The following is a 23,580-nucleotide window of genomic DNA, read 5'->3' on the forward strand; positions in this document are numbered from 1 at the left end:
CGCCCCCCCGCGCCCGCCCCCCCCCCCCCCCCCCCCCCCCCCCCCCTCAGCTTATGGAAAAAGCCTCCCAGAGTTCGCACACGCAGGCGCAAATCCAGTTCTGACCTGTTTTCCCCGGCGGCATGTACGCCGGGGAAAACACTTCTCAGGCTGCAGATGTGGGGTTTGTCCGCCGCAGGCGGTCAGGCCCTGCGTGCGGCAGGCTACTACTTTTTCGACAGCCTCTCTGCGTTACACCTCTCCCAGCAGGCGCTGGTAGTGCTTATAGAGGGCGGAAAAATGTCCCTCATACCCTCTGGACCAGGGCTTGTTCTTGCCGCAGAAGTGGAGGAACACCGTGTGGTCCATCACCCAGTCCATATCCTTCTCCCCGTGGCTGCCCAGCCAGTAGCGGTCATATCGCCGGGCGTCATAGTTCCACACACTGTCGTCCACACCCAGGATCCGGGTGCCGTACAGGCCGTTGAGGATGTCCTGGTCCGGCAGGATCAGCCGCTCCTCGTACTCCCTGGCGTAGGCGAAAATATCTGCCGGGCGCATCTCCTCCCGCATCTGGGGAAGGTTCATCAACAGCACACCGGAGTTGTAGTAGCTCTCCGCCTCATAGTTGGACAACCTGATCTTGTTTACATAGTCAGACATCCCGGTCAACCCGCTGTGGCTGGCCGCCGCCAGCAGGCTGTCTCCCAGCTGTGTCTCATACAGGGGCCGCACCGGTCGGATCACCAGGATATCCGGGTCCAGATAGAGCACCCTGTCCAGTTCCCGGGGCAGCAGCTCTGCCGCCAGAAGGCGGTAGTACATGGCCCGGGAGTAGTACCGCACCACCGGTGCGTCCGTGAACAGGCCGTCCGGGACCTCCAGCGGGTGCAGCTGGCTGTGGTGGGCCCGGCACAGCTGGGAAAGCTCCTCCACCTGTGCCCCGGTCAGCCCCTCTTCGATCATATAGATATGAAATTCTTCCCCTGGATCATTGAGAAACAGGGAGCCCAGCAGCACCCGCAGCGGTCCCAGGTAATTCTGATCCAATGTCACCAGCAGATCCATACGTTCCTCCTCTTCCGCCGCCTCCCTGGCAGCGGGTACAGGACCGGCATCCGGCCCCGTTATTTTCCGTCCTTTCCGTTCTGATACAGCCAGAGGGCCACGATCCCCGCCATCACCAGCGCCATCAGCCACTCTATCATGGTGCTCCCCCTCCTTTTCGTTCTATGATAGCCCGCCGCCGCCTCTTCCGTCAAGGTGTTTTTTAGTTGACATAACTTTCAACAGCGCTTATTTCCCTTTCACCCGTTCCGACTGCCCTCCCCAGCCGCCGCCCTGGGGTGGGAAACAACCAAACTGACAAAAAGCCCCGGCGCGCATGCGCCGGGGCTTTCTCACTGGACGTGCTGTTCTGTTGGGGAAGGAGCGATATTACACCAGCGTTCCGCTGTCCTCCTGGGTGTCGGCAGCGGCCTCCACCTCAGGCTCCTCCTCGGCGAAAAAGCCCTCCTCTTCCGGCTCCTCCAAGGGCTCGGCCTCCACTGCGCCGGCGGTCCCCGCGGTGATCAGATTGCCGTTCTCGTCGATGGGGTCGTCCTTGCGGTACTGTGCCAGTCCGGAACCGGCGGGGATCAGCTTGCCGATGATGACATTCTCCTTCAGCCCCAGCAGGTGGTCCACCTTGCCCTTGATGGCGGCCTCGGTGAGCACCTTGGTGGTCTCCTGGAAGGAGGCGGCGGACAGGAAGGAATCGGTGGCCAGAGATGCCTTGGTGATGCCCATGAGCAGACGGGTGCAGGTGGGCAGGCGCAGGTCCTCGCCCATCTCGTTCTTTTCCCCGGCCTCCATGCGGGTCCTCACAGCCTTCTCGGCGTCCCAGAACTCGATGATGTCGATGGTAGCGCCGGAGAGCAGGTCGGAATCTCCCGCGTCCTCCACCCGGACCTTCCGCATCATCTGGCGGATGATGACCTCGATGTGCTTGTCGTTGGTGTCAACGCCCTGCTGACGGTACACTTTCTGGACCTCGCGGATCAGATAGTTGTGACAGGCGGACAGCCCGCGGATGCGCAGCACCTCGTGGGGGGACAGGGCACCCTCGGTGAGCTGGTCGCCCTTGGCCACCACGTCGCCGTCCTTGACGCGCAGGCCGGCGGCATAGGGCAGGGCATAGGTCACCACCTCGCCGTCGTCGGCGGTGATGGTCACGTTGCACATAATGTTGCGCTTGGTCTCTTCAATGGACACCCGGCCGCTGATCTCGGCCAGCTGGGCCATCTTCTTGGGCTTACGGGCCTCGAACAGCTCCTCCACTCGGGGCAGACCCTGAGTGATGTCGCCGCCGGCCACGCCGCCGGTGTGGAAGGTACGCATGGTCAGCTGGGTTCCGGGCTCTCCGATGGACTGTGCGGCGATGATGCCTACCGCCTCGCCGGCGCCCACAGGCTCACCGATGGCCAGGTTGATGCCGTAGCACCTGGCGCACACGCCGCTGCGTGCCTCACAGGTGAGGACGGAGCGGATCTTGGCGGAGTGGATGCCGTGGGCCTCCAGCACCTTGGCGTCCTCATTGCGGAGCATGGTGTCCCGGCTGAACAGGAGCTCGCCGGTGGCGGGGTCCACAATGTCCTCGGCGGGGTAGCGGCCGTGGAGGCGCTCGGCAAAGGTCTCGATGACCTGGCCGTACTCCTCGATCTCGCTGACCTCGATGCCGTCCCGGGTGCCGCAGTCCTCCTCCCGGATGATGACCTCCTGGGACACGTCCACCAGACGGCGGGTCAGGTAACCCGAGTCAGCGGTACGCAGGGCGGTGTCGGCCATGCCCTTTCGGGCGCCTCGGGAGGAGATGAAGTACTCCAGCACGCTGAGGCCCTCACGGAAGTTTGCCTTGATGGGGATCTCGATGGTGCGACCGGAGGTGTCGGCCATCAGGCCGCGCATACCGGCCAGCTGACGGATCTGGGCCATGGAGCCGCGGGCGCCGGAGTCGGCCATCATGAAGATGGGGTTGTAGCGGTCCATGGACTCCCGCAGGGCGTCGGTCACGTCGTTGGTGGTCTTCTCCCACGCCTGAACGGACAGGCGGTAGCGCTCGTCGTTGGTGATCAGGCCGCGGCGGTACTGCCGGTCGATCTTGATGATCTCCTTCTCCGTCTGGCCGATGAGCTCATACTTCTTGGCGGGCACAGTCATGTCCGCAATGGCCACGGTCAGGGAGCCCACGGTGGAGTAGTGGTAGCCCAGGTCCTTGATGGCGTCCAGCACGCCGGCGGATACAGTAAAGCCGTGCTTGGTGATGCACTTGTCGATGATCTTGCCCAGCTGCTTCTTGCCCACCACGAAGTTGATCTCCGGGTCGAACATGGTCTCTGGATCGGAGCGGTCCACGAAGCCCAGGTCCTGGGGAATGGCGTCGTTATAGATCAGGCGGCCCACCGTGGTCTCCACCAGCTTGTAGCGCATCACGCCGTCCACCTCCCGGTAGAGGCGGACCTTGATGGGCGAGTGGAGCGTGACGATCTTGGCGTCATAGGCCAGCAGGGCCTCATCCTTGTCGGCGAAGATATGGCCGGTGCCCTCCTCCTCCCGGCTGTAGGTCAGGTAGTAGGAGCCCAGGATCATATCCTGGGTCGGGATGGTGACTGGGCCGCCGTCCTGGGGCCGCAGCAGGTTGTTGGCGGAGAGCATCAGGATGCGGGCCTCGGTCTGGGCCTCGGCGGACAGGGGGACGTGGACGGCCATCTGGTCGCCGTCGAAGTCGGCGTTGAAGGCGGTACACACCAGGGGATGAAGCTTGATGGCACGGCCTTCCACCAGCACCGGCTCGAAGGCCTGGATGCCCAGGCGATGCAGCGTGGGCGCGCGGTTGAGCATCACCGGGTGGTCCTTGATGACGAACTCCAGGGCGTCCCACACGGCGGGAGCCCCCTTGTCCACCATCTTCTTGGCGGATTTGATGTTGTTGGCCAGACCATCCTCCACCAGTTTCTTCATCACGAAGGGGCGGAACAGCTCAATGGCCATCTCCTTGGGCAGGCCGCACTGGTAGATCTTCAGGCTGGGGCCGACCACGATAACACTTCGGCCGGAGTAGTCCACGCGCTTGCCCAGCAGGTTCTGGCGGAAGCGGCCCTGCTTGCCCTTGAGCATGTCGGACAGGGACTTGAGGGCCCGGTTGTTGGCGCCGGTGACGGCGCGGCCCCGGCGGCCGTTGTCGATGAGGGCGTCCACCGCCTCCTGGAGCATCCGCTTCTCATTGCGTACAATGATGTCCGGGGCGTTGAGCTGGATCAGCCGCTTGAGGCGGTTGTTGCGGTTGATGACCCGGCGGTACAGGTCATTCAGGTCAGAGGAGGCGAACCGGCCGCCGTCCAGCTGGACCATGGGGCGGATCTCCGGGGGGATGACGGGCAGCACATCGATGATCATCCACTCGGGCTTGTTGCCAGAGAGGCGGAAAGCGTCCACCACCTCCAGGCGCTTGACGATCCGGGCTTTCTTTTGTCCAGAGGCGTCCTTCAGCTCGCTGCGCAGCTGCTGGGAGAGCTGCTCCAGGTCGATCTGCTGGAGCAGCTTTTTGACCGCCTCGGCACCCATGCCGGCGTCGAAGTCGTCCTCATACTTCTCCCGCATGTCCCGGTACTCCTTCTCGGAGAGGATCTGGTTCTTGGCCAGGGGGGAGAAGCCGGGATCAGTGACGATATAGGCGGCGAAATACAGCACCTTCTCCAGGATGCGGGGGCTGATGTCCAGCAGCAGGCCCATCCGGGAGGGGATACCCTTGAAGTACCAGATGTGGGAGACCGGGGCGGCCAGCTCGATGTGGCCCATGCGCTCCCGGCGCACCTTGGCCCGGGTGACCTCCACGCCGCAGCGGTCGCAGATCTTGCCCTTGTAGCGGATCTTCTTGTACTTGCCGCAGTGGCACTCCCAGTCCTTGGTGGGGCCAAAGATGCGCTCGCAGAACAGGCCGTCCCGCTCCGGCTTCAGGGTGCGGTAGTTGATGGTCTCCGGCTTTTTGACCTCGCCGTAAGACCACTCGCGGATCTGCTCAGGGGAGGCGATGCCAATCTGAATGGCGTCAAACTCCGTATAACTCATCGTTCAATCTCCTCCCTTTTCTCTCAAAAATCCTCGTCGGAGAAGTCCTCTCCGTCCATGGAATCGTTCGTGCTCTCTCCCACTTCCAGGTCATCGTCGTCGCTCTCCCCCTTCAGGGTGTAGCCGGCGGCGGAGAAGTCGGAGTCCTCCGCGGAGAAATAGAAATCGTCGTCGTCATCGCGGCGGCCGGGCTGGTAGGCGTCCTCGTCGTCGTCCTTCAGCTCGATCTCGTTGCCCTGCGCATCCAGCACTTTCATGTCCAGGCACAGGGACTGGAGCTCCTTGATGAGCACCTTGAAGGATTCGGGCACGCCGGGCCGGGGCACGTTGTGGCCCTTGACGATGGCCTCATAGGTCTTGACACGGCCGGTGACGTCGTCGGACTTCACCGTCAGAATCTCCTGGAGGGTATAGGCGGCGCCGTAGGCCTCCAGGGCCCACACCTCCATCTCGCCGAAGCGCTGGCCGCCGAACTGGGCCTTGCCGCCCAGAGGCTGCTGAGTGACCAGAGAATAGGGGCCGGTGGAGCGGGCGTGGATCTTGTCGTCCACCAGGTGGTGCAGCTTCAGGAAGTAGACGTAGCCCACAGTGACCGGGTTGTCGAACCGCTCGCCGGTGCGGCCGTCGTACAGCCAGTTCTTGCCGTCCACCAGACGCAGCTGGCCGGCCTTCTGCCACTCCCGGACCTGGACGTTGTCCGCCATCTCCTCCGGAGTGAGGGCCCGCAGCTCGCCGCCCTCCTCCTGGGGTGCCAGATAGAGCTGCTTGCCGATCAGGGGCTCGTCATAGCCCACCTCCCGGGCCAGGCCGGCCATCTTCAGGCACTCCTGGATGTCCTGCTCGTTGGCGCCGTTGAAGATGGGGGTGGCCACCTTCCAGCCCAGGGCCTTGGCGGCGTAGCCCAGATGGACCTCCAGCACCTGACCGATGTTCATACGGGAGGGCACGCCCAGAGGGTTGAGCACGATATCCAGGGGGGTGCCGTCGGGCAGGAAGGGCATATCTTCCTGGGGCAGGATGCGGGAGACCACGCCCTTGTTGCCGTGGCGGCCGGCCATCTTATCACCCACAGAAATCTTGCGCTTCTGAGCGATGTAGACCCGGACCACCTCGTTGACGCCGGGAGAGAGCTCGTCACCTGCCTCCCGGGTGAAGACCTTGACATCCACGATGATGCCGCTCTCTCCGTGGGGCACCTTCAGGGAGGTATCCCGGACCTCCCGGGCCTTCTCGCCGAAGATGGCCCGGAGCAGGCGCTCCTCGGCGGTCAGGTCGGTCTCGCCCTTGGGGGTGACCTTGCCCACCAGGATATCGCCGGAACGCACCTCGGCGCCCACCCGGATGATGCCCCGCTCGTCCAGGTCCTTCAGGGCGTCCTCGCCCACATTGGGGATGTCCCTGGTGATCTCCTCGGGGCCCAGCTTGGTGTCCCGGGACTCGGTCTCATACTCCTCGATATGGATGGAGGTGAACACATCCTCCTTCACCATGCGCTCGTTGAGCAGCACGGCGTCCTCGTAGTTGTAGCCCTCCCAGGTCATGAAGCCCATGAGGATGTTCCGGCCCAGGGCGATCTCGCCCCGGTCGGTGGAGGGGCCGTCGGCCAGTACGTCCTGATAGTCTACCCGCTGGCCTGCATTGACAATGGGCCGCTGGTTGATGCAGGTGGTGTGGTTGGAGCGCAGATATTTGGTCAGGCGGTACTCCTTGGTCTCGCCGCTGTCATATCTTACAGTGATATACCGGGCGGACACCTTGGTGACCACGCCGGGCCCCTCCGCCAGGATGGCCACCTCGGAGTCGATGCAGTTCTTATGCTCCTGGCCGGTAGCCACGATGGGTGCCTCGGGCCGGAGCAGGGGCACAGCCTGGCGCTGCATGTTGGCGCCCATCAGGGCGCGGTTGGCGTCGTCATTCTGGAGGAAGGGGATCATGGCGGTAGCCACGGAGACCATCATCTTGGGGGATACGTCCACGTAGTCCACGCTGTTGCGGTCCACGGAAATGATCTCGTTGCGGTGGCGGCAGGTGATGCGCTCGTTGACGAAGCAGCCGTTCTCATCCACCGGCTCGTTGGCCTGGCCGACGGTGTACTCATCCTCCACGTCGGCGGTCATGTACTCGATCTCGTCGGTGACCCTGCCGGTGGCCTTATCCACCTTGCGGTAGGGGGTCTCGATGAAGCCGAACCGGTTCACCCGGGCGTAGGAGGCCAGATAGGAGATCAGGCCGATGTTGGGACCTTCGGGGGTCTCGATGGGGCACAGGCGGCCGTAGTGACTGTAATGGACGTCGCGCACATCGAAGGAGGCCCGGTCACGGGACAAGCCGCCGGGGCCCAGGGCAGACAGACGGCGCTTGTGGGTCAGCTCGGCCAGGGGGTTGGTCTGGTCCATGAACTGGGACAGAGGGCTGGACCCGAAGAACTCCTTGATGGCAGCGGTGACAGGGCGGATATTGATCAGGCTCTGGGGGGTGACCACGTCCAAGTCCTGAATGGTCATGCGTTCCCGGATGACCCGCTCCATGCGGCTGAAGCCGATGCGGAACTGGTTCTGGATCAGCTCGCCCACGCAGCGCAGGCGGCGGTTGCCCAGGTGGTCAATGTCATCGGGGGTGCCCACGTTGTGGGCCAGGCCGTTGAGATAGTTGATGGAGGCCATGATGTCCGCCACGGTGATGTGCTTGGGCACCAGGTCGTCCACGTGGTCGGCCACCGCCTCCTTCAGCTCCTCGCCGGAGTACTGCTCCAGGAGCTGGCACAGCACGGGGAAGGACACCTTCTCGGTGATGCCGCACTCCTCCGGGTCAAAGTCCACGAAGTTCTTCATATCCACCATGTTGTTGGCGAACACTTTCACCAGCTTGCCGTCCACATCCAGGACAGCCTCATTGACCCCTCGGTCCTCCAGCTCCCGGGCCCGCTCCCTGGTCAGGTTCTCCCCGGCCTCGGCGATGATCTCACCGGTACGGGGGTCGGCCACGGGCATGGCCAGGGTGTGGCCGGACAGGCGGCTGCCCATAGCCATCTTCTTGTTGAACTTATAGCGGCCCACCGCGGACAGGTCGTAGCGGCGGGGATCAAAGAACAGGCCGTTGAGCAGGCTCTCAGCGGAGTCCACCGTGGGAGGCTCGCCGGGACGCAGCTTACGGTAGATCTCCAGCAGGGCCTCCTCATAGTTCTTGCAGGTATCCTTCTCCAGGGTGGACTGGATGCGCTCGTCCTCACCGAACATCTCGATGATCTCGGCGTCGGTCTTGGGGCCGATGGCCCGGATCAGGCAGGTGATAGGCAGTTTGCGGTTCTTGTCGATGCGCACATAGAACACGTCGGACAGGTCGGTCTCATACTCCAGCCAGGCTCCCCGGTAGGGAATGACGGTGGTGGCGAAAGTCAGGTTGTCCGCCTTGTCCGCAGTGCGGGTATAGTACATGCCGGGGGAACGGACGATCTGGGAGACGATGACCCGCTCAGCGCCGTTGATGACGAAGGTGCCGGAATTGGTCATGATGGGGAAATCTCCCATGAAGATCTCCTGCTCCTTGATCTCCTCGGTCTCCTTGTTGCGCAGGCGCACCCGGACCTTGATGGGCGCGGCGTAGGTGCAGTCCCGGGCCTTGCACTCCTCCACGTCATACTTGGGCTTCTCGTCCATGGAGTAGTCGATGAAGGACAGCTCCAGATTGCCGGCGTAGTCAGTGATGGCGGCTACGTCCCGAAAGACCTCCCGCAGTCCCACGTCCAGGAACCACTGGTAGGACTTCTTCTGGATCTCCAGCAGATTGGGCATCTCCAGGATCTCCTGATAGCGGGCAAAGCTCTTTCGCAGGGTCTTTCCGTAATATACGTCCTTGACCGTCATTTCTAAAAATCAACTCACTTTCTTTGATTTGAAAGGGGTGAATCTACTGTTTTTCGGTCCTTTCCCGGCTCTCTTCCGCATTTTCCCCGTCGTTGTGCACAAAAGCGCCAAACCGCGCCTTTGCGAACACCCGGCTCAGTTTGAACCTTTTTCAACTTTCCTCTTGTCAACTTCCGGGGCCTATGTTATAGTTTTCGTGGAGCATGGGGGGACCGTGCTCTTTTTATGAGGATATAAAAGCATTTTACTTTACCATGAAAGCCTTTAACTTGTCAAGGGGCTTTCTGTAAATTTTTCTTTTTTCTTAGGAAAAGGGCAAAATTTTTTCTTGCGTCCATCCCATTTTTGTTATATAATTAATTGGTACTTGATCAAATATGCCGGTGTGATGGAATTGGTAGACGTGACGGACTCAAAATCCGTTGGTGGCGACATCGTGTGGGTTCGAGTCCCACCACCGGCACCAAACCAATATAATCCGAACTTGTTTCCGATAGGAAATGGGTTCGGATTATTTGTTATATTTAAAGAAAAATAGCCAAATGGCTAATCGCAGATTAAGACCACTTTTTTAGAAAAGAGTAGGGTTTCCAGATAAATTTTGGTATAATTTACAATATAGGCAGGGGGCATTATATGAGTATGGTGAAATATAATCGATGAAAGCGGGCAGCCCCATAAGCAGATAGACCCATATATGAAAGGCCGTTTGCAAAGCAAATTGATGCATGCCATTACGAAGAAGTAGCAAAACCGGGGAATGCCGTGCAAGGGTCAAGATGAACGCTTCGCGCCCTTGCCGGCATTCCCCGGTTTTGTCCGTCCTAAGCCAACGCTGCTTTTTATGGAATCAGCCCCGGACAGGATCTCTGTCCGGGGCTGATTCCTTATTGGGGAGGCTTTTGCCTCGTTTTACGATGGTTCGTTCTGCGGCCCCGGGAGCCGCTGTCAATCCCGATTCAAAAACAGAGTATGCTCTCATTTTATGGGAACTCCACTCTCAGCCCACCGTCTTCCAATGCTTGTCCACGCGGTTGAGGATCTCACAGCCCTCCTCCGTCACAAGCACCAAGTCCTCCACCCGGACCCCAAATTGACCAGGGAGGTACACTCCTGGCTCAATGGAGAAGATCATCCCAGGCTTGGCTACCAGCTCTGTGACTGCACTTACATCCCCCTTCTCATGCTCTGTCTGGCCAATAAAATGCCCCAGGCGGTGGGTGAAGTACTCACCATAGCCCGCCGAAGCGATATGTTCCCGGGCCGCGATGTCCAGCTCCCGCAGGGGGATGCCGGGACGGATCATTCCCTCCGCGATCTCATTGGCACTGCGGACCAGGTCATGGATGGCCGCGTATTTGGGGTCCGCAGTCTTACAGAAGAAGGTGCGGGTCATATCGGAGCAGTACCGGTCTTTCCGGCAGCCCATATCGATGACAATGCAGTCTCCCGCCTTCAGGCGGGTCTGGTCCGCCTCATGATGGGGGTCGGCGGCGTGGGCGCCGAATGAGACAATGGGCTGGAACGCCACAGCGTCGCAGCCCTCCGCCGCGTACTGGCTTATGATATAGTCGGCCACTTCCCGCTCCGTGATCCCCTCCTGGAGGAAGGCCGCCGCCCGTTCCATTACTGTGTCATTGATACGGGAGGCCGCCCGCATCAGCTCCCGCTCCGCCTCGTCCTTGCAGGCCCTGGCGTGATCCACACAGTCGGATGCCACTATATACCGGCTGTCCGGATTGCGCTCCATCAGGGGCAGAAGGAACCGGGCCGGCCACTCCTTGTCGATCCCCAGGGCGCTCTTTCCGTCCACATGGGAGGCCAAAATCGCCACCGCATCATCGGTGTCGGAGGACCACACCTGCTCATAGGGAGCTTCCGGCACAGGGAACAGCCTGTTCAAAAACAGCTTGTGGTGCCCGTCCCGGCGGAGATAAAAAGCAAACAGGCGCTCAAAGGGAAACACGTCATACCCGGTGAGATACCAGATGCTGTCTGGGTCAGACACCAGCATCTGGTCCAGCCCCATCTCCTCCATGGAGTCCAGCACTCTTTTGATACGTTCCTGATACATGGATCATCAGCCTTTCTTCTTCAAGATCACGGACTCTACCAGCGCCGGAGAGAGCAGCTCCCTGATGATCCTCACCCCGGTCTTCAGGGACTCCACCGGCGCATATTCAAACCTTCCGTGGGCGTTGTGTCCCGCGCTGGGCAGATTTGGGCACGGCAGACCCATGTAGGTCAGGACGCTTCCATCTGTCCCGCCCCGGATGGGCGAATGGGTGGGGGCAGCAATGCCTGCCGCCTTCATGGCCTGCTCTGCCAGTTCCAGGATCTCCATGTGATCCTTCAGGACCTCATGCATATTGTAATACTGGTCCTGGAGCTCCACCTCGGCCGTGTGCGCCCCATAGCGGCGGTCAATCTCTGCCGCCGCTTTCTCCATCATCGCTTTCCGCTCCTGGAACCTCTCCATGCTGTGGTCACGGACGATATAGATCATGTCGGCTTTCTCCACAGTCCCGTGCATCTCCTGGAGGTGGAAAAAGCCCTCGTACCCCTCTGTATGCCCCGGTATTTCCAGGGCCGGAAGCAGCGCGTTGTATTCCCCGGCCATCAGGATGGCGTTTTTCATTTTATCTTTCGCAGTGCCGGGATGGATGCTGAAGCCGTGAATGGTAACCGTGGCCTTGGCCGCGTTGAATGTCTCGTACTCATAGTCCGTGATATCCCCGCCGTCCACCGTATAGGCAAAATCAGCGCCAAAGCCTTTGACATCAAAGCCGCTGGCCCCCATGCCGATCTCCTCATCCGGAGTAAATCCGATGCAGATCTTCCCGTGGGGCACGCCCTCAGCCAGCAGCTCCTCCACTGCCTGGAGGATCATGGCGATGCCTGCCTTGTCATCCGCCCCCAGAAGGGTGGTCCCGTCTGAGCAGACCAGATCCTGCCCCACAAACTTTTGAAGCTCGGGGAACTGGGCCGCCTCCATGACGATCCCCTGCTCCCGGTTCAGCACCACGTCTCCCCCTTCGTAATGGATCACCTGGGGCTTCACATCCTTCCCCGTCATATCCGGGGTAGTGTCCATGTGGGCGATCAGGCCGATGGCGGGCAGATGCTCACAGCCCGGTGAGGCGGGCACAGAGGCATACACATAACACTTCTCGTCCAGCACCGCGTTCTCGATGCCCAGCCCGTGGAGTTCCTCCACCAGCAGACGGCCCATATCGAACTGCCGCTGCGTGCTGGGCGTCACCGCTCTCCCGGCATGGTAGTCGCTCTCGCTGTACACCTTCGCATAGCGGATCAGACGGTCTACAACTGTATCCATTCTATGACCCTCCTTATCCTTCTCAGAGCAGATTCTCCGGATTCAAGCACTTCAGCTCCTCCAGCACAAACAGGCCGTCCTTCCGAATGAGCACATCATCGAACCAGATCTCACCACCACCGAACTCCGGCGTCTGGATCTGGATCAGGTCCCAGTGGACGGCGGAATGATTGCCGTTGGAGGCGTTGTCATAGCTGTTGCCCGGCGTCAGATGGAAGCTGCCAGCGATCTTTTCATCAAAGAGGATGTCCCCGATGGGATGGGTGATCACTGGGTTCACCCCGAAGGCGAACTCACCGATATACCGGGCGCCCTCATCAATATCCAGGATCTCATTCATATATGGGGTGTTGTTGCTGGTGGCCTTTACGATCTTGCCGTCCCGGAACTCCAGATACACGTCCCGGAACAGGAAGCCGTCATAAGGGGAGGGGCAGTTATAGGTGATATGTCCGTTAACCGAATCCCGCACCGGCGAGGTATAGACCTCTCCGTCCGGGATATTCCGGTTCCCGTGCATGGCATAGCAGGGTATGCCCTGAATGGAGAAGGTAAGGTCTGTCCCTGGAGCGATGATGTGCACCCGGTCTGTCCGGTCCATCAGCTTCTCCAGATGCCTCATAGCCCGCCCCATCTTGTCGTAGTCCACCAGACAGGCCCGGAAATAGAAGTCCTCATACTCCTCGGTGGACACGCCGGCCAGCTGGGCCATGGCGTCGTTTGGATAGCGCAGCACGGACCACTTGGTGTGGTTGCACCGCTGGGCCAGGTGGATGGGGCCCCAGTAATACTGGCGGTAACGGCGCTGAGCCTCGTCACTGACATTGTGCCATGCGCTGATGTTGGGCGTGGCCCGGATGTCGATATAGGCGTCCATATCCTTCATCCGCTCCAGTTCATAGGAGGCGATCTCCTCCATATGCTCCGCGTCGGCCCCCTGGACCAGCGCCCCCTCCACCCCATAGTCAAAAATGTGGATAAAGGGCTTTCCTCCCACCGCATAGGCCTCCTGGACCAGCGCCTTCATCAGTCCAGTCTCGCTGCCGTGGAGCTCAATAAGGATCTTCTCCCCCTTTTGCAGCTCCACCGCGCTCCGGATCAGAAATTGAGCAAACTTGCGAATTCTCGGGTCCTCCATAATGACAGAGCACTTCCTTTCCTGATTTTGATCCTATTGAAAAAAGCGGGGCAGAAGGATCTCTTCTGCCCCGCTTTACGATCACTTCTCCTGATAGAGCGCATCCAGGGAACGGGCGGCTTCCCCTTTCGGTGTCACAGCGGACACGACCAGGATGGCAATGACGGAGGCAGGCACTGCTACGATGGCACACTGTATCCCATAGGGCGTTCCCATCAGCGTCCAGACGATCGTTGCCAGACCGCCCACCAGGATGCCGGCAATACCGGCAGCCGGGGTCACCTTCTTGGAGAACAGCGCGAACAGGATAGCCGGCGTGATGGCCGCGCCGTACATGGTGTAGGCGGTCATCTGCAGAGAGAGCACGGTGGGGAAATAGAGGGTCAGGGCCACCGCGATGACACTGAATACCACGATGGTCCCCCGCAGCACCAGCATCTTCTGCTTGTCCGTAGCGTCCTTGCGGATATATTTGACATAGATGTCATTGGTCAGGTTGGTGGCGGAGGAGAGCAGATAGCTGTCCGCCGTGGTGACGATAAACGCCATGCAGGCACACATGATCAGCGCACCGAAGGCCATCGGCAGATAGTCCACGGATACCTGGAAGATCACGTTGGAGGGCGTGTCCAGCGTGGGATACAGGCGGGCCGCCTGGGTCACCACTGCGATGATGCTGACGATGACCAGGATCTCGCCAATGAACATGCCGATGTTGGACTTTTTGGCCTCTGTGCTGTTTTTGGCGGAGGCAAAGCGCTGCAGCATGTTCTGGTCGCCCAGCATCAGGGCCAGGGAGGGCAGGAAATAGCCCAGCAGTTCCCAACCGGACATGCCGCCGGTGAGAGTGGTCTTCTCCGGGGGCAGCACAGCACCCTGCGCGTTTGCCACACTGATCAGGATGGGGATGGCAATGAAGAATCCGCCGATCATGATCAGCGCACTGATCGCGTCGGAGTATGCCACGGATACCAGTCCTCCGCCCACTGTGATGACCACAATAATCGTGGTGCAGATGACAAGTGCCAGCCCACGGGAGATCTCCACACCGCTGGAGCTGCACAGCAGGACCAGAATGTCGGCCGCCGCCTTCAGCTGAGTGGCCAATACGCCCACATAGGCCAGCATGACGCACACCGCGGAAATGATGCTGGCGCTTTGGCCGTAACGGGCGCCCATGATCTCCGGGACCGTGACCTTATTGGACTTGCGGACCTTGCCCGCGATGAAATACAGCAGGATAATGCCGATAGGGGGCGCGGCAAAGGTGATGGCGCCCACCCACGGGCCGCCGTTGTAAATGATGCTGGCATTTCCGGTGATGCCGCCTCCGCCGCACCAGGTGGCCAGCAGACTTCCCACCAGGATGATGAAGGGTATCCGGTGGCCGCCTGTGACCATGTCGTCTGCAGTTTTCACTTTCTTGTGCGCAATGACCAAGCCATAGATCATCAGCAGAAACAGGTATGCACCGATTGCGATAATATAGCTCATGGTTCTCTCTCCTCTCTGTTCACACACATAATAGAAAATTTTAACTGACTAATGCGCTGATGTCAAGCTTTATTCGCCCCCCTTGCTTTTTCGGCTAAAAATATATAAATATATAGAATAAATTTTCGTTCTATACAGCCGCAGCTTTCTCTGGGCCCCCAACAAGTAGTTGCCGCAGAAGCACCTGTCCGTAAAATATTATCTCTCGAAGCCTATAGCCATGTGTCTCAGCTATTATCTTATGCCGAATTATGCCGATAACTTAAATGGATACCCACTATTAGGACGTTAATACAGAGAGAACGTGTGGAGGAAGAAACAATGAGGAGCATTAAGGCAAAAATATTGGTGTCCATGGTCCTAACATTGGCAATTTCCCTGATCCTGGTCGGCGGCGCCTCCTGTATCCTGAGCTATAGGGGTACACAGTCGACGCTGGAGGCCAGCATGAAAGAAATGGCTGTTGTGGCTGCTGACCGGGTGTCGTATGAACTCCAGGCATATCGGAACATCGTGGGAGAAACGGGAAGTACTGCACGCCTCTCCAACCCGGAGATCACCCTGGCAGAAAAGCAGGATCTGCTCCAGCAAAAGGTAGATACCTATGGTTTTCAGCGTTATAACCTACTGAATACCCAGGGCCGCAGCCTGATCGACGGGTCAAATTACAGCGACCGGGCCTATTTCAAAGCCGCAATGCAGGGGAACACTTATGTCTCCGAGCCATTGATCTCCTCTGTTACCGGTGAGATGACGATCATTATTTCCGCTCCAGTCTGGCAGGATGGACAAGTGGGGGGCCGGGTAGCTGGCGTGGTCTACTTTGTGCCCCAGGAAACATTCCTTAACGAGATTGTCAGCAACCTCCAGATAAGTGAAGGCGGAACAGCTTATATGCTGGATGCCACCGGCAACACCATTGCCCACCGCAATCTGGAAAGCGTCCGCAATCAGGAAAATACCATTCAAGATGCAAAAGGCGATAAATCTCTGGCCGATTTGGCCGCGATCGAGACGGATATGATTGCTGGAGGCACCGGGTTCAGCCAGTACAGCTATGGCGGAGAGACAAAGTTTACTGCGTATGCTCCCGTCCCTGAGACCAACGGCTGGAGCATTGCTATCAATGCCCCAACCTCCGATTTTACTGGCACAGCCATCCTGGGGATCATTATCACCCTTGTTCTGCTTATCGCGGCTGTCATTGTCGCGTCCTTGGTTGCTCTGCGGTTGGCAGTTGGCATTGGCGGCCCCATCAAGGCCTGTTCGGACCGCCTCCATCTGCTGTCCCAAGGAAATCTGGAGGCTCCCGTACCCGACTTTGACCGCAACGATGAGGTGGGCGAATTGGTATCCTCCACCAAAATTATTGTCACCGCCTTAAGTACCATTTTGAAGGATATTGACTATCTGCTCAGCCAGATGGGAGAGGGGAATTTTGTAGTCGATTCCCGGGTTCCGGAGCTGTATATTGGAGACTTTGCCCCCTTGCTGGTCTCCATGCGCCGCATCAAGAACAAGCTGAGCGATGTGCTCTCCCAAATCCACACAAGTTCCGCCCAGATCGCTGCCGGCTCTTCCCAGGTATCGGACGGCGCCCAGGCACTGGCTCAGGGTGCGACCGAACAGGCCAGTTCTGTACAGGAACTGGCAGCTACCGTACATGACATTTCTCAGAATGTGGACGAAACAGCGGATGTATCGAGACAGTCCCGCTCCCGGGCCGAGGAGGCCGGTGGACAGGTCATGCAGAGCAACAAAATGATGCTCCAAATGACGACTGCCATGGCAGAGATCACAGAGTTCTCTAAAAAAATCGGGAATATCATTACTACCATTGAGGACATTGCTTTCCAGACCAATATTCTGGCCCTCAATGCCGCTGTGGAAGCAGCGAGAGCCGGGACAGCTGGAAAGGGCTTTGCGGTCGTTGCTGACGAAGTACGCAATTTGGCCTTTAAATCCGACCAAGCGGCTAAGGCCACGAAAGAACTGATCGAGAGTTCTGTTGAGTCGGTGCAAAATGGAAACGCCATTGTGACAAATGTAACGGATTCGCTCCAAAAGACAACAGATCTTGCCGGTTTGGCTGTAGACGATATGGTCAGGGTAGCTGAAATGGTGGATACCATTTCAGCGGCAATCGCACAGGTTACTGTGGGATTGGATCAGATTTCCGCGGTCGTTCAGACCAATTCTGCCACCAGTGAGCAGTCCGCTGCCGCCAGTGAGGAGTTGTCCTCCCAGGCGCAGCTCCTTGACGATCTTGTTGGACAGTTCCGACTCCCAGACAATGTGCATTCTTATGGCGATACTTTGGGAAACTGATCTTCCACAAGCCAAAACCTTCGGCTAAGCCGGATGCTTTGGAACCACAAACGCAAAAGCGGACTGCTGGTGCAGTCCGCTTTTGCATTTCCTATGCTCCGATCGTGTCACACGCGCTCCAGGGGCTGGTCCGGCAGGCTGCCCAGCGGGCGGTAGACGGTGAAATACATGGTGAGGATACAGGCTAGGCCGCCGATCAGCTGGGAGACGGCCTCCGCTGTGAAGACGCCGGTCGTCCCTATCCAAATGGGAAGAATGACAGTGAGCGGCGCGTTGATTACCGCTTTGCGCAGCAGGGAGAAGAAGATAGCCTGCTTGGAGCGCCCCAGCCCCACAAAGACGCCCTGACCCGCCATCTGGAGGGACATGGGGATAAACAGGCAGAAATAGATGCGCAGCGCAGGGATACCAGCCTCCACCACCTCTGGTTCATTGTTGAACACCCGGATCAGCATGCCGGGAAACAGCATGGCCACGGCCCAGAAGGCGGCGGCATACGCCACGGTCACCGCCACACTGAAGCGGATGGAGCGGCGGACCCGGCTGTACTGTCCGGCGCCGTAGTTGTACCCCGTCACCGGCTGGGCGCCATTGCTCAGGCCCTGCACCGGCATGAAAAACACCTCCCGCAGCGAGTTGATGATGGTCATCACCCCCACGTACAGGTCCCCGCCATAGGCCTGAAGGGTGGCGTTGCACACCACCTGGACCAAGCTGTTGGTCAAGTTCATAAAGAAGCCAGACAGGCCCAGGGTCACGATGGATCTTACCCGTGGGGCACACAGCGCCATATTCCGCACCCTCAGCCGCAGAATAGCCCGCCGCCCGGTAAGGAAGCGCAGCACCCACAGAGCGGAGCACCCCTGGGCGATCACAGTCGCCAGGGCCGCGCCCCGCACCCCCATCCCCATCCCAAAAATAAAAATGGGGTCCAGCACGATGTTTACCAAGGCTCCCAGCCCCACCGTCATCATACCCACCCCGCCAAACCCCTGGGCCGTGATGAAGGGATTCATCCCCAGGCCGATCATCACAAAGATCGTTCCCAGAAGATAGATGGTCATGTACGCGTCGGCATAGGGATAGGTGGCGTCGCTTGCGCCGAACAGGTAGAGCAACGGCTGCTTGAACCATAGAAAGACGGCAGTGACCGCAGCCCCAAAGATCAGCAGCAGGGTGAAGGCGTTGCCCAGCACCCGCTCCGCCTCCTCATTGTCTCCCTGTCCCCGTTTGATGGAACACAGCGGCGCGCCTCCAGTTCCGCACAGGTTGGCAAATCCCATGATGATGGATACGATTGGGATCGTCAGTCCCAGCCCGGTCAGGGCCAGATGCCCAGGCAGACGCCCCAGGTAGACCCGGTCCACCACGCTGTACAGTACGTTGATCAGCTGCGCGGCGGTCATGGGCAGAGCCAGGGACATGATATTGCGGGGGATGCTCCCTCTGGAAAAATTATGGACTTCCCCTTTCACCATCTCCCGCCTCCTATGGCCGCGCTTCTCCGCACTCCGCCTGTCCGGCGTCTTGATCCTGCCGTGCAGGACCCCAGCCCCGGCACCCCTGCTTTTTAACAGTTGTATTTTATAATGATTTCTTTGTAAAATCTATATGTAAAACAGCCAAAACCACGTCCGCCTCCATGAACTGCCCCAACAGCTGCAGGCAGTCCAAAGGGTCCTTTGGCAAAAAACATGGAGTTTTCAATTTCGTCTTGTGTTCCCGTGGCAAAATTTCTCTTTGTGTGTTCCTATTCTTGACGGTTCTGTGTATTTATGCTATATTTTAAACGATCAGATATGGTTGGGGGACTGATAATGGAGTATTCAAAGAATTCCATTTATATTGTCGGTTGTGCCAAGGCTGCCGCAGAAAACCCAATTACTGTCGCCAGCCAATACCTCATTCTGCCGATCATCTTTGACCGGGATTCAGGCCAAATTTATGATGCAGATATCAATTCTGTCTGTGATATTACAGAGAGGTTTGTCAAAAGCCTTTTGGTCGGCAGAAGCATTTATACCGATTACAATGCAATTATCCAAGATATTGGTTCCCGGTATCTTGGGCACTCTCAAAAGGCCCTTATTTTCTGTATCCGAAATATCATTCATACTCTTCAGGAGCAGAGCATGCTTCCGCAGCACTCTGGCTGATTTTTTATTTTTCTCTTGACATATTATTGTCAATATTTTATACTGATGCTGAACTGAGTTATCTATATATTGTTCAGAACTATTTATTGGCCCGGTGACCCCGGATGCCGTTGTAAGTAGGACGCACTGACATTTTTCAATGTCAGTGCGTCTTTTTTGTTTCCATAACCATATCAGGAGTTGTTTGATATGTCCGTTCCTCAAACGCTGTACATTACCGGAATCTCCAGGCCTGCCACAGAAAATCCCATTTCCCAGCGCCATAGGGTTCTGTTTCTTGCCTTCCTGGTGGATGCGAAAACCGGCACCATTCTGGAAGTGGAGGTCAATGCGCTCTGCCAGATAACCAGCTCCTTCCTGTCTCAGCTTCTGGTGGGCTACAGCTTTTCCACACAGGTCGAAGAGATGCTCCATCAGGTCGAGGCCCGCTATTGGGGCCACTCCCGCAAATCGATCTTAGTCGCCATCAAGCAGGCTCACACCAAATGGATAAACTGGAGTTCCGGGCATCGTTCTCCCCTTTCATAACACTCGTCCTGTCCCTGCGAAGCCGGCCGCAGAGGGCATGAGAGATACAAGCACAGAAAACTGACGCCAACTCTCACAAAAATACAAGGAGGATGTTTATGGTAGATACTGTCTTATCCGGGGGCTGGATCATAGACGGCACACGCACGCCCCCCTATCAGGCTGATTTGTGTATTCAGGACGGAAAAATTGTCGCGATCAGCCCTCAGTGGGAGGGTAATTGCCGCACGAGGGTGGATGTCACCGGAAAAATCGTCTCTCCCGGTTTTATTGACATTCACACCCATTCTGATACCTGTCCATTTTCTGCTGTCTTTCCGGAAAGTAAAGTAGCGCAGGGAATCACTTTGGAGATCGTGGGGAACTGCGGCGTTTCTGCCGTTCCCATTCTCCCATCCTGTCAGGCGGAACAGACGGCTTATCTTCGAAAGATCAGCGAGATCCCGGTGCCGGAGGAGGCTGTCCGTGATGCCTCTGTCCAGAAATATGCCGCTCATGTGGCCCAGACAGGCTATCCTTCCCACCTCGGGACGCTGATCGGGCAGGGAACTCTGCGGGCTGGTATCGTGGGCTTTCAATATCGCCCCTTAACGCCCTCTGAAATGGAGCAAATGAAGTTCCTCCTCGATGATCAGCTGAACCAAGGTGCCCTGGGACTATCCCTCGGTCTGATCTATCCCCCCGGCAGTTTCTCCCCCACGTCAGAGCTGAGGGAGCTGGCGCGTGTGGTCCAAAAGCATAAGAAGATCCTCGCCGTCCATATGCGAAATGAGGGGCCGAATATCTTCCAGGCAGTGGAAGAGATGCTCTCTATTGCGGAGGAAACCGGTGTTCATCTGCATATCTCCCATTTGAAGCTAATGGGGAAAGCCCAGTGGGGGCAGGCCCCCCGCTTACTTGAGCGCATCGAAGCGTCCAGGCAACGTGGAGCCGTTGTCACCTGTGACCAGTACCCTTATACCGCAACCTCCACTATTCTGGCCGCACTGCTCCCCAGGCGGGCCTATGACGGAGGTTCTGCCGCCATGCTGCGCAGGGTGTCGGACCCAGACACATTCCTTCTTCGGGACATCGCAGAAGAGATGGAGCGGCGCGGCGGCGCGGACGCTGTTTTAGTCGCCTCCACCCACGGAAGCGCGCCGGAATATCACGGAAAAACCGTCTCCCAGCTCTCTGTTTGCCTGGGACTTACCCCAGCCGAAACTGTTGCCCATATTTTGGCGCGTTGTTCCGGAACTGTGTCTGCCATCTATTTTTCCATGTCCCAAGAGGACGTCCATACCATCATGTGCGACATGCATGTCGCCATTGGCAGTGATGGCTCCGCCTTCTCTCTTCAGGATACACAGGGCCTGCCCAGCCCTCACCCTCGCAACATTGCAACCTTTCCCCGTTTTCTGCAGACAGTGCGGGAGCACAGACTGATGTCTCTTCAGGATGCTGTCTACAAGATGACCGCCCTTCCTGCAGCCATTTTGGGGCTTCGTGACAGGGGAACCCTGGAGCCAGGCAAGGCTGCTGACATCACTGTGTTCGATTATGAGTCCGTCTGTGACCAATGTACTTTCACCGATTCCCTGGTCGCCCCGTCCGGCATTGAGCATGTCCTGGTAAGCGGCGTGTTTTCCCTGAAGTCTGGTTCCATAACCGGAGCCCGCCCCGGTCAAGTGTTGCTGCGGTAAATTGTGATCACCTGCACATAAGCAAACGAGAACAGAAAGGAGAATTTCTTGTGGAACTTGGTAATTGGGCTTTGATCTCTTCCCCTTCTCTCCTGGCGCTGCTCCCGCTGATCATCTTCATTGTGTTTGCTCTTCTTGGAAAGGGCAATTATCTGGGCATGTTCCTGGGCATCATCGTCGGCTTCTTCCTGACTGGTCAGGACCTGGTTTCCCTGACCAATGCCTATACCGCCGCGATCTCCTCCTCCACCACAGTGATCGGTCTGCTCATCATGTTCGGAACAGGGCTCGGCGTTCTCATGACGGAGGCACGTATCACCCACACTCTTGTCTATTGGATCGTCAAACGGATCGGCATCAACACTCGTGCCAAAGGAAAAATCGTTCTGATCCTCTCCTCCATCTTGGTCTGCGGGCTGCTGGGGACTTTGGCCGGCGGAAACGCCATCATCTCTCCCATCCTGATCCCGATTTTGGCTGCTCTGGGCATCACCCCCACCGTGGTGGCTGTCCTATTCAAGGTATCTGGCGAAATCGGCCTGATCGTTGGCCCGCTGACTGGTGTCACCCTGATCACCATGCAGGTAACCGGCCTCTCCTATGGGCAGCTGATGCTGTATGCTGTGATCCCCTTTTCTCTCTTCTGGCTGACCGGGGCCTGGATCGGATGCAACCGCGCCCAGCGGCTTACCGAAGGCACTGAGCATTATGAGCTTTCTTCCGATATCTCCAGCATTGACTCTATCACTCCAACCCCAAAGGAAAAAAGAAATACAATTATTTTCTTGATCTCCTTTGTCGTCCTGATCACCTACGGCATCCTGATGAAGCAGAGTACTTCCTATGCGCTGACTGTCATGCTACTTTTGGCCGGAATTATTATTCTGATTGCCGGTTTTCCGGTAGATGAAGGTGTCAAAATGCTGAGCAAAGGCATCGGTAGTCAGGCCTCCACGTTGGTCCTGCTTTTGAATTTCACCGTTATGATGGACTTGGTCAACGCCGGCGAGGGCTTTACCGCTTTGGGCAATCTTCTCAGCGGGCTGGCGCAGAGTGGTGGAGCCACCGCTCTCGCTTTGGTTTCCGCCGTGGTGGGCGGATTCGGAATTGAGACCGCCGCTGTACTGGAAATTCAGATCGTGGCTGAGATGTTCGGTGAGATGGCAATTAAGGCAGGACTTCCTATGGGTGTTTTTGCTGTCTCTATCCTCGCGGCAACCCGCCTGACCAGTTCTGTCTATCCCACCAGCAATTTTATCGGTCAGATGATCACCGCCCGTTGCGACAACACGAAGGAAGCTCTTCGTGCAAACTGGATTGGTGCCGCTTTTGCATGGGCTTTCGTTTTACTTTATGCTTTCATCGGTCCAATGATCTTTTAAAACAGTTTGCCTCTCATATCCCCAGCTGCGGAGCTATGCTCCGCAGCATTTTTAATGCCAACATCTCCTCTTCTTTTTGAAAGGGTCATTTTTTCAGGTCTTCTTTTCCTGCGCAGTGTAACATCCCCGCAGTCGATGAAAAGCTGCCCCCGCCAGGAGCCAAGAAAGTCACTCCCCCGAAATACGATTCTCCTGTGCTCTGGGCATCACAGTTCCTCCCTCATATCTCTCTTCCCACGTCTGCCCTCTCCACCGCGTTTCCAAACAAACTGTGCCGCAAACAGTTGTGTCTTCATCTGAGTGTGATGCAGCTGCGTCCTGTATTGTGCATAATCCTTTTGATAGGTGGAAGGGAATATTTATAGAGGTCAGCCGGATCTATGAGATCCTGTTCCTTTGGGATCTGGACGCGCCTACATATTTAAGCCCCACTGCCGACGGCATATACCTTTCCCGTTCATAGTAAAACATGGTACAGGCTTCCATCACACATGGATCTCCCCCGGAGCTCTCCCCCTCGGAAAAAGGCAAGCTGTCCACAGTGGAAAAGACAAGACAGGAGCGCCCCGGCGGGGCGCTCCTGTCTT

15 protein-coding genes and 1 tRNA gene are annotated in these 23,580 nt (G+C 57.9%); 7 read left to right on the plus strand and 9 right to left on the minus strand.

Going from position 1 to position 23,580, the window contains the following annotated elements; all coding sequences use genetic code 11:
* Positions 1-231: 231 nt before the first annotated feature.
* From NE584_RS15180 to rpoB, 4 genes are all read right to left on the minus strand, one after another.
* Positions 232-1,047: a glycosyltransferase family 8 protein gene (locus NE584_RS15180; RefSeq protein WP_050624099.1), complete on the minus strand. Its 816-nt coding sequence runs from the start codon at positions 1,045-1,047 to the stop codon at positions 232-234.
* Positions 1,048-1,106: 59 nt separating this feature from the next.
* The gene (locus NE584_RS15185; RefSeq protein ID WP_133248364.1) at positions 1,107-1,241 is read right to left on the minus strand and encodes a prepilin-type N-terminal cleavage/methylation domain-containing protein; all 135 of its coding nucleotides are present in this window, start codon (positions 1,239-1,241) and stop codon (positions 1,107-1,109) included.
* A 175-nt stretch (positions 1,242-1,416) separates the two neighbouring features.
* Positions 1,417-5,085 carry a DNA-directed RNA polymerase subunit beta' gene (gene rpoC / locus NE584_RS15190; protein ID WP_256183157.1) on the minus strand — a complete coding sequence of 1,223 codons (3,669 nt, stop codon included), beginning with the start codon at positions 5,083-5,085 and terminating at the stop codon, positions 1,417-1,419.
* A 23-nt stretch (positions 5,086-5,108) separates the two neighbouring features.
* Positions 5,109-8,948 (minus strand): DNA-directed RNA polymerase subunit beta, encoded by a 3,840-nt coding sequence (gene rpoB, locus NE584_RS15195; protein WP_050624097.1) that lies wholly within the window; start codon positions 8,946-8,948, stop codon positions 5,109-5,111.
* Between the two features lie 379 nt (positions 8,949-9,327).
* Here rpoB and NE584_RS15200 point away from each other — a divergent pair.
* A tRNA-Leu gene (locus tag NE584_RS15200) sits at positions 9,328-9,414 on the plus strand.
* Positions 9,415-9,603: 189 nt separating this feature from the next.
* Complete coding sequence (locus NE584_RS15205) at positions 9,604-9,696, plus strand: helix-turn-helix domain-containing protein (RefSeq protein WP_256183163.1); 93 nt, start codon at positions 9,604-9,606, stop codon at positions 9,694-9,696.
* A 252-nt stretch (positions 9,697-9,948) separates the two neighbouring features.
* On the opposite strand, the gene NE584_RS15210 is transcribed toward NE584_RS15205, so the two are convergent.
* From NE584_RS15210 to NE584_RS15225, 4 genes are all read right to left on the minus strand, one after another.
* A complete protein-coding gene (locus NE584_RS15210; RefSeq protein WP_256183158.1) occupies positions 9,949-11,022 on the minus strand; it encodes a Xaa-Pro peptidase family protein in 1,074 nt (357 codons plus the stop codon).
* A gap of 6 nt (positions 11,023-11,028) precedes the next feature.
* Entirely contained in the window at positions 11,029-12,285 is a 1,257-nt protein-coding gene (gene pepT / locus NE584_RS15215) for a peptidase T (protein ID WP_108982078.1), read from the minus strand.
* A 22-nt stretch (positions 12,286-12,307) separates the two neighbouring features.
* Entirely contained in the window at positions 12,308-13,423 is a 1,116-nt protein-coding gene (locus NE584_RS15220; protein ID WP_050624094.1) for an aminopeptidase, read from the minus strand.
* A gap of 81 nt (positions 13,424-13,504) precedes the next feature.
* A complete protein-coding gene (locus NE584_RS15225) occupies positions 13,505-14,917 on the minus strand; it encodes a sodium:solute symporter (protein ID WP_050624093.1) in 1,413 nt (470 codons plus the stop codon).
* A gap of 321 nt (positions 14,918-15,238) precedes the next feature.
* On the opposite strand from NE584_RS15225, the gene NE584_RS15230 reads away from it, so the two are divergent.
* A complete protein-coding gene (locus NE584_RS15230; RefSeq protein WP_256183159.1) occupies positions 15,239-17,245 on the plus strand; it encodes a methyl-accepting chemotaxis protein in 2,007 nt (668 codons plus the stop codon).
* Positions 17,246-17,352: 107 nt separating this feature from the next.
* Here NE584_RS15230 and NE584_RS15235 read toward each other — a convergent pair whose 3' ends face one another.
* Positions 17,353-18,723: an MATE family efflux transporter gene (locus NE584_RS15235; RefSeq protein ID WP_108982080.1), complete on the minus strand. Its 1,371-nt coding sequence runs from the start codon at positions 18,721-18,723 to the stop codon at positions 17,353-17,355.
* Positions 18,724-19,062: 339 nt separating this feature from the next.
* On the opposite strand from NE584_RS15235, the gene NE584_RS15240 reads away from it, so the two are divergent.
* The 4 genes from NE584_RS15240 (at position 19,063) to NE584_RS15255 (ending at position 22,993) form a co-directional block, all read left to right on the plus strand.
* Positions 19,063-19,401 carry a DUF3870 domain-containing protein gene (locus tag NE584_RS15240; protein ID WP_157954835.1) on the plus strand — a complete coding sequence of 113 codons (339 nt, stop codon included), beginning with the start codon at positions 19,063-19,065 and terminating at the stop codon, positions 19,399-19,401.
* Positions 19,402-19,590: 189 nt separating this feature from the next.
* Positions 19,591-19,929, plus strand: a complete 339-nt coding sequence (locus NE584_RS15245) for a DUF3870 domain-containing protein (protein WP_108982082.1) — start codon at positions 19,591-19,593, stop codon at positions 19,927-19,929.
* A gap of 98 nt (positions 19,930-20,027) precedes the next feature.
* Positions 20,028-21,611 (plus strand): amidohydrolase family protein, encoded by a 1,584-nt coding sequence (locus tag NE584_RS15250; RefSeq protein WP_256183160.1) that lies wholly within the window; start codon positions 20,028-20,030, stop codon positions 21,609-21,611.
* Positions 21,612-21,661: 50 nt separating this feature from the next.
* Positions 21,662-22,993, plus strand: coding sequence for a TRAP transporter large permease subunit (locus tag NE584_RS15255; RefSeq protein WP_108982084.1), 1,332 nt, complete (start codon positions 21,662-21,664; stop codon positions 22,991-22,993).
* The last annotated feature ends 587 nt before the right edge of the window (positions 22,994-23,580 follow it).

This window comes from Clostridium sp. DFI.5.61 (assembly GCF_024462915.1).
GTDB lineage: Bacteria > Bacillota > Clostridia > Oscillospirales > Oscillospiraceae > Lawsonibacter > Lawsonibacter asaccharolyticus.

What these genes read in the sequence shown, in the direction of transcription:
- NE584_RS15235 (WP_108982080.1), bottom strand. Translation starts at nt 18,723, where the DNA reads ATGGTGAAAGGGGAAGTCCATAATTTTTCCAGAGGGAGCATCCCCCGC.
- NE584_RS15240 (WP_157954835.1), top strand. Translation starts at nt 19,063, where the DNA reads ATGGAGTATTCAAAGAATTCCATTTATATTGTCGGTTGTGCCAAGGCT.
- NE584_RS15180 (WP_050624099.1), bottom strand. Translation starts at nt 1,047, where the DNA reads ATGGATCTGCTGGTGACATTGGATCAGAATTACCTGGGACCGCTGCGG.
- NE584_RS15245 (WP_108982082.1), top strand. Translation starts at nt 19,591, where the DNA reads ATGTCCGTTCCTCAAACGCTGTACATTACCGGAATCTCCAGGCCTGCC.
- NE584_RS15220 (WP_050624094.1), bottom strand. Translation starts at nt 13,423, where the DNA reads ATGGAGGACCCGAGAATTCGCAAGTTTGCTCAATTTCTGATCCGGAGC.
- rpoB (WP_050624097.1), bottom strand. Translation starts at nt 8,948, where the DNA reads ATGACGGTCAAGGACGTATATTACGGAAAGACCCTGCGAAAGAGCTTT.
- NE584_RS15230 (WP_256183159.1), top strand. Translation starts at nt 15,239, where the DNA reads ATGAGGAGCATTAAGGCAAAAATATTGGTGTCCATGGTCCTAACATTG.
- NE584_RS15225 (WP_050624093.1), bottom strand. Translation starts at nt 14,917, where the DNA reads ATGAGCTATATTATCGCAATCGGTGCATACCTGTTTCTGCTGATGATC.
- rpoC (WP_256183157.1), bottom strand. Translation starts at nt 5,085, where the DNA reads ATGAGTTATACGGAGTTTGACGCCATTCAGATTGGCATCGCCTCCCCT.
- NE584_RS15210 (WP_256183158.1), bottom strand. Translation starts at nt 11,022, where the DNA reads ATGTATCAGGAACGTATCAAAAGAGTGCTGGACTCCATGGAGGAGATG.
- NE584_RS15250 (WP_256183160.1), top strand. Translation starts at nt 20,028, where the DNA reads ATGGTAGATACTGTCTTATCCGGGGGCTGGATCATAGACGGCACACGC.
- pepT (WP_108982078.1), bottom strand. Translation starts at nt 12,285, where the DNA reads ATGGATACAGTTGTAGACCGTCTGATCCGCTATGCGAAGGTGTACAGC.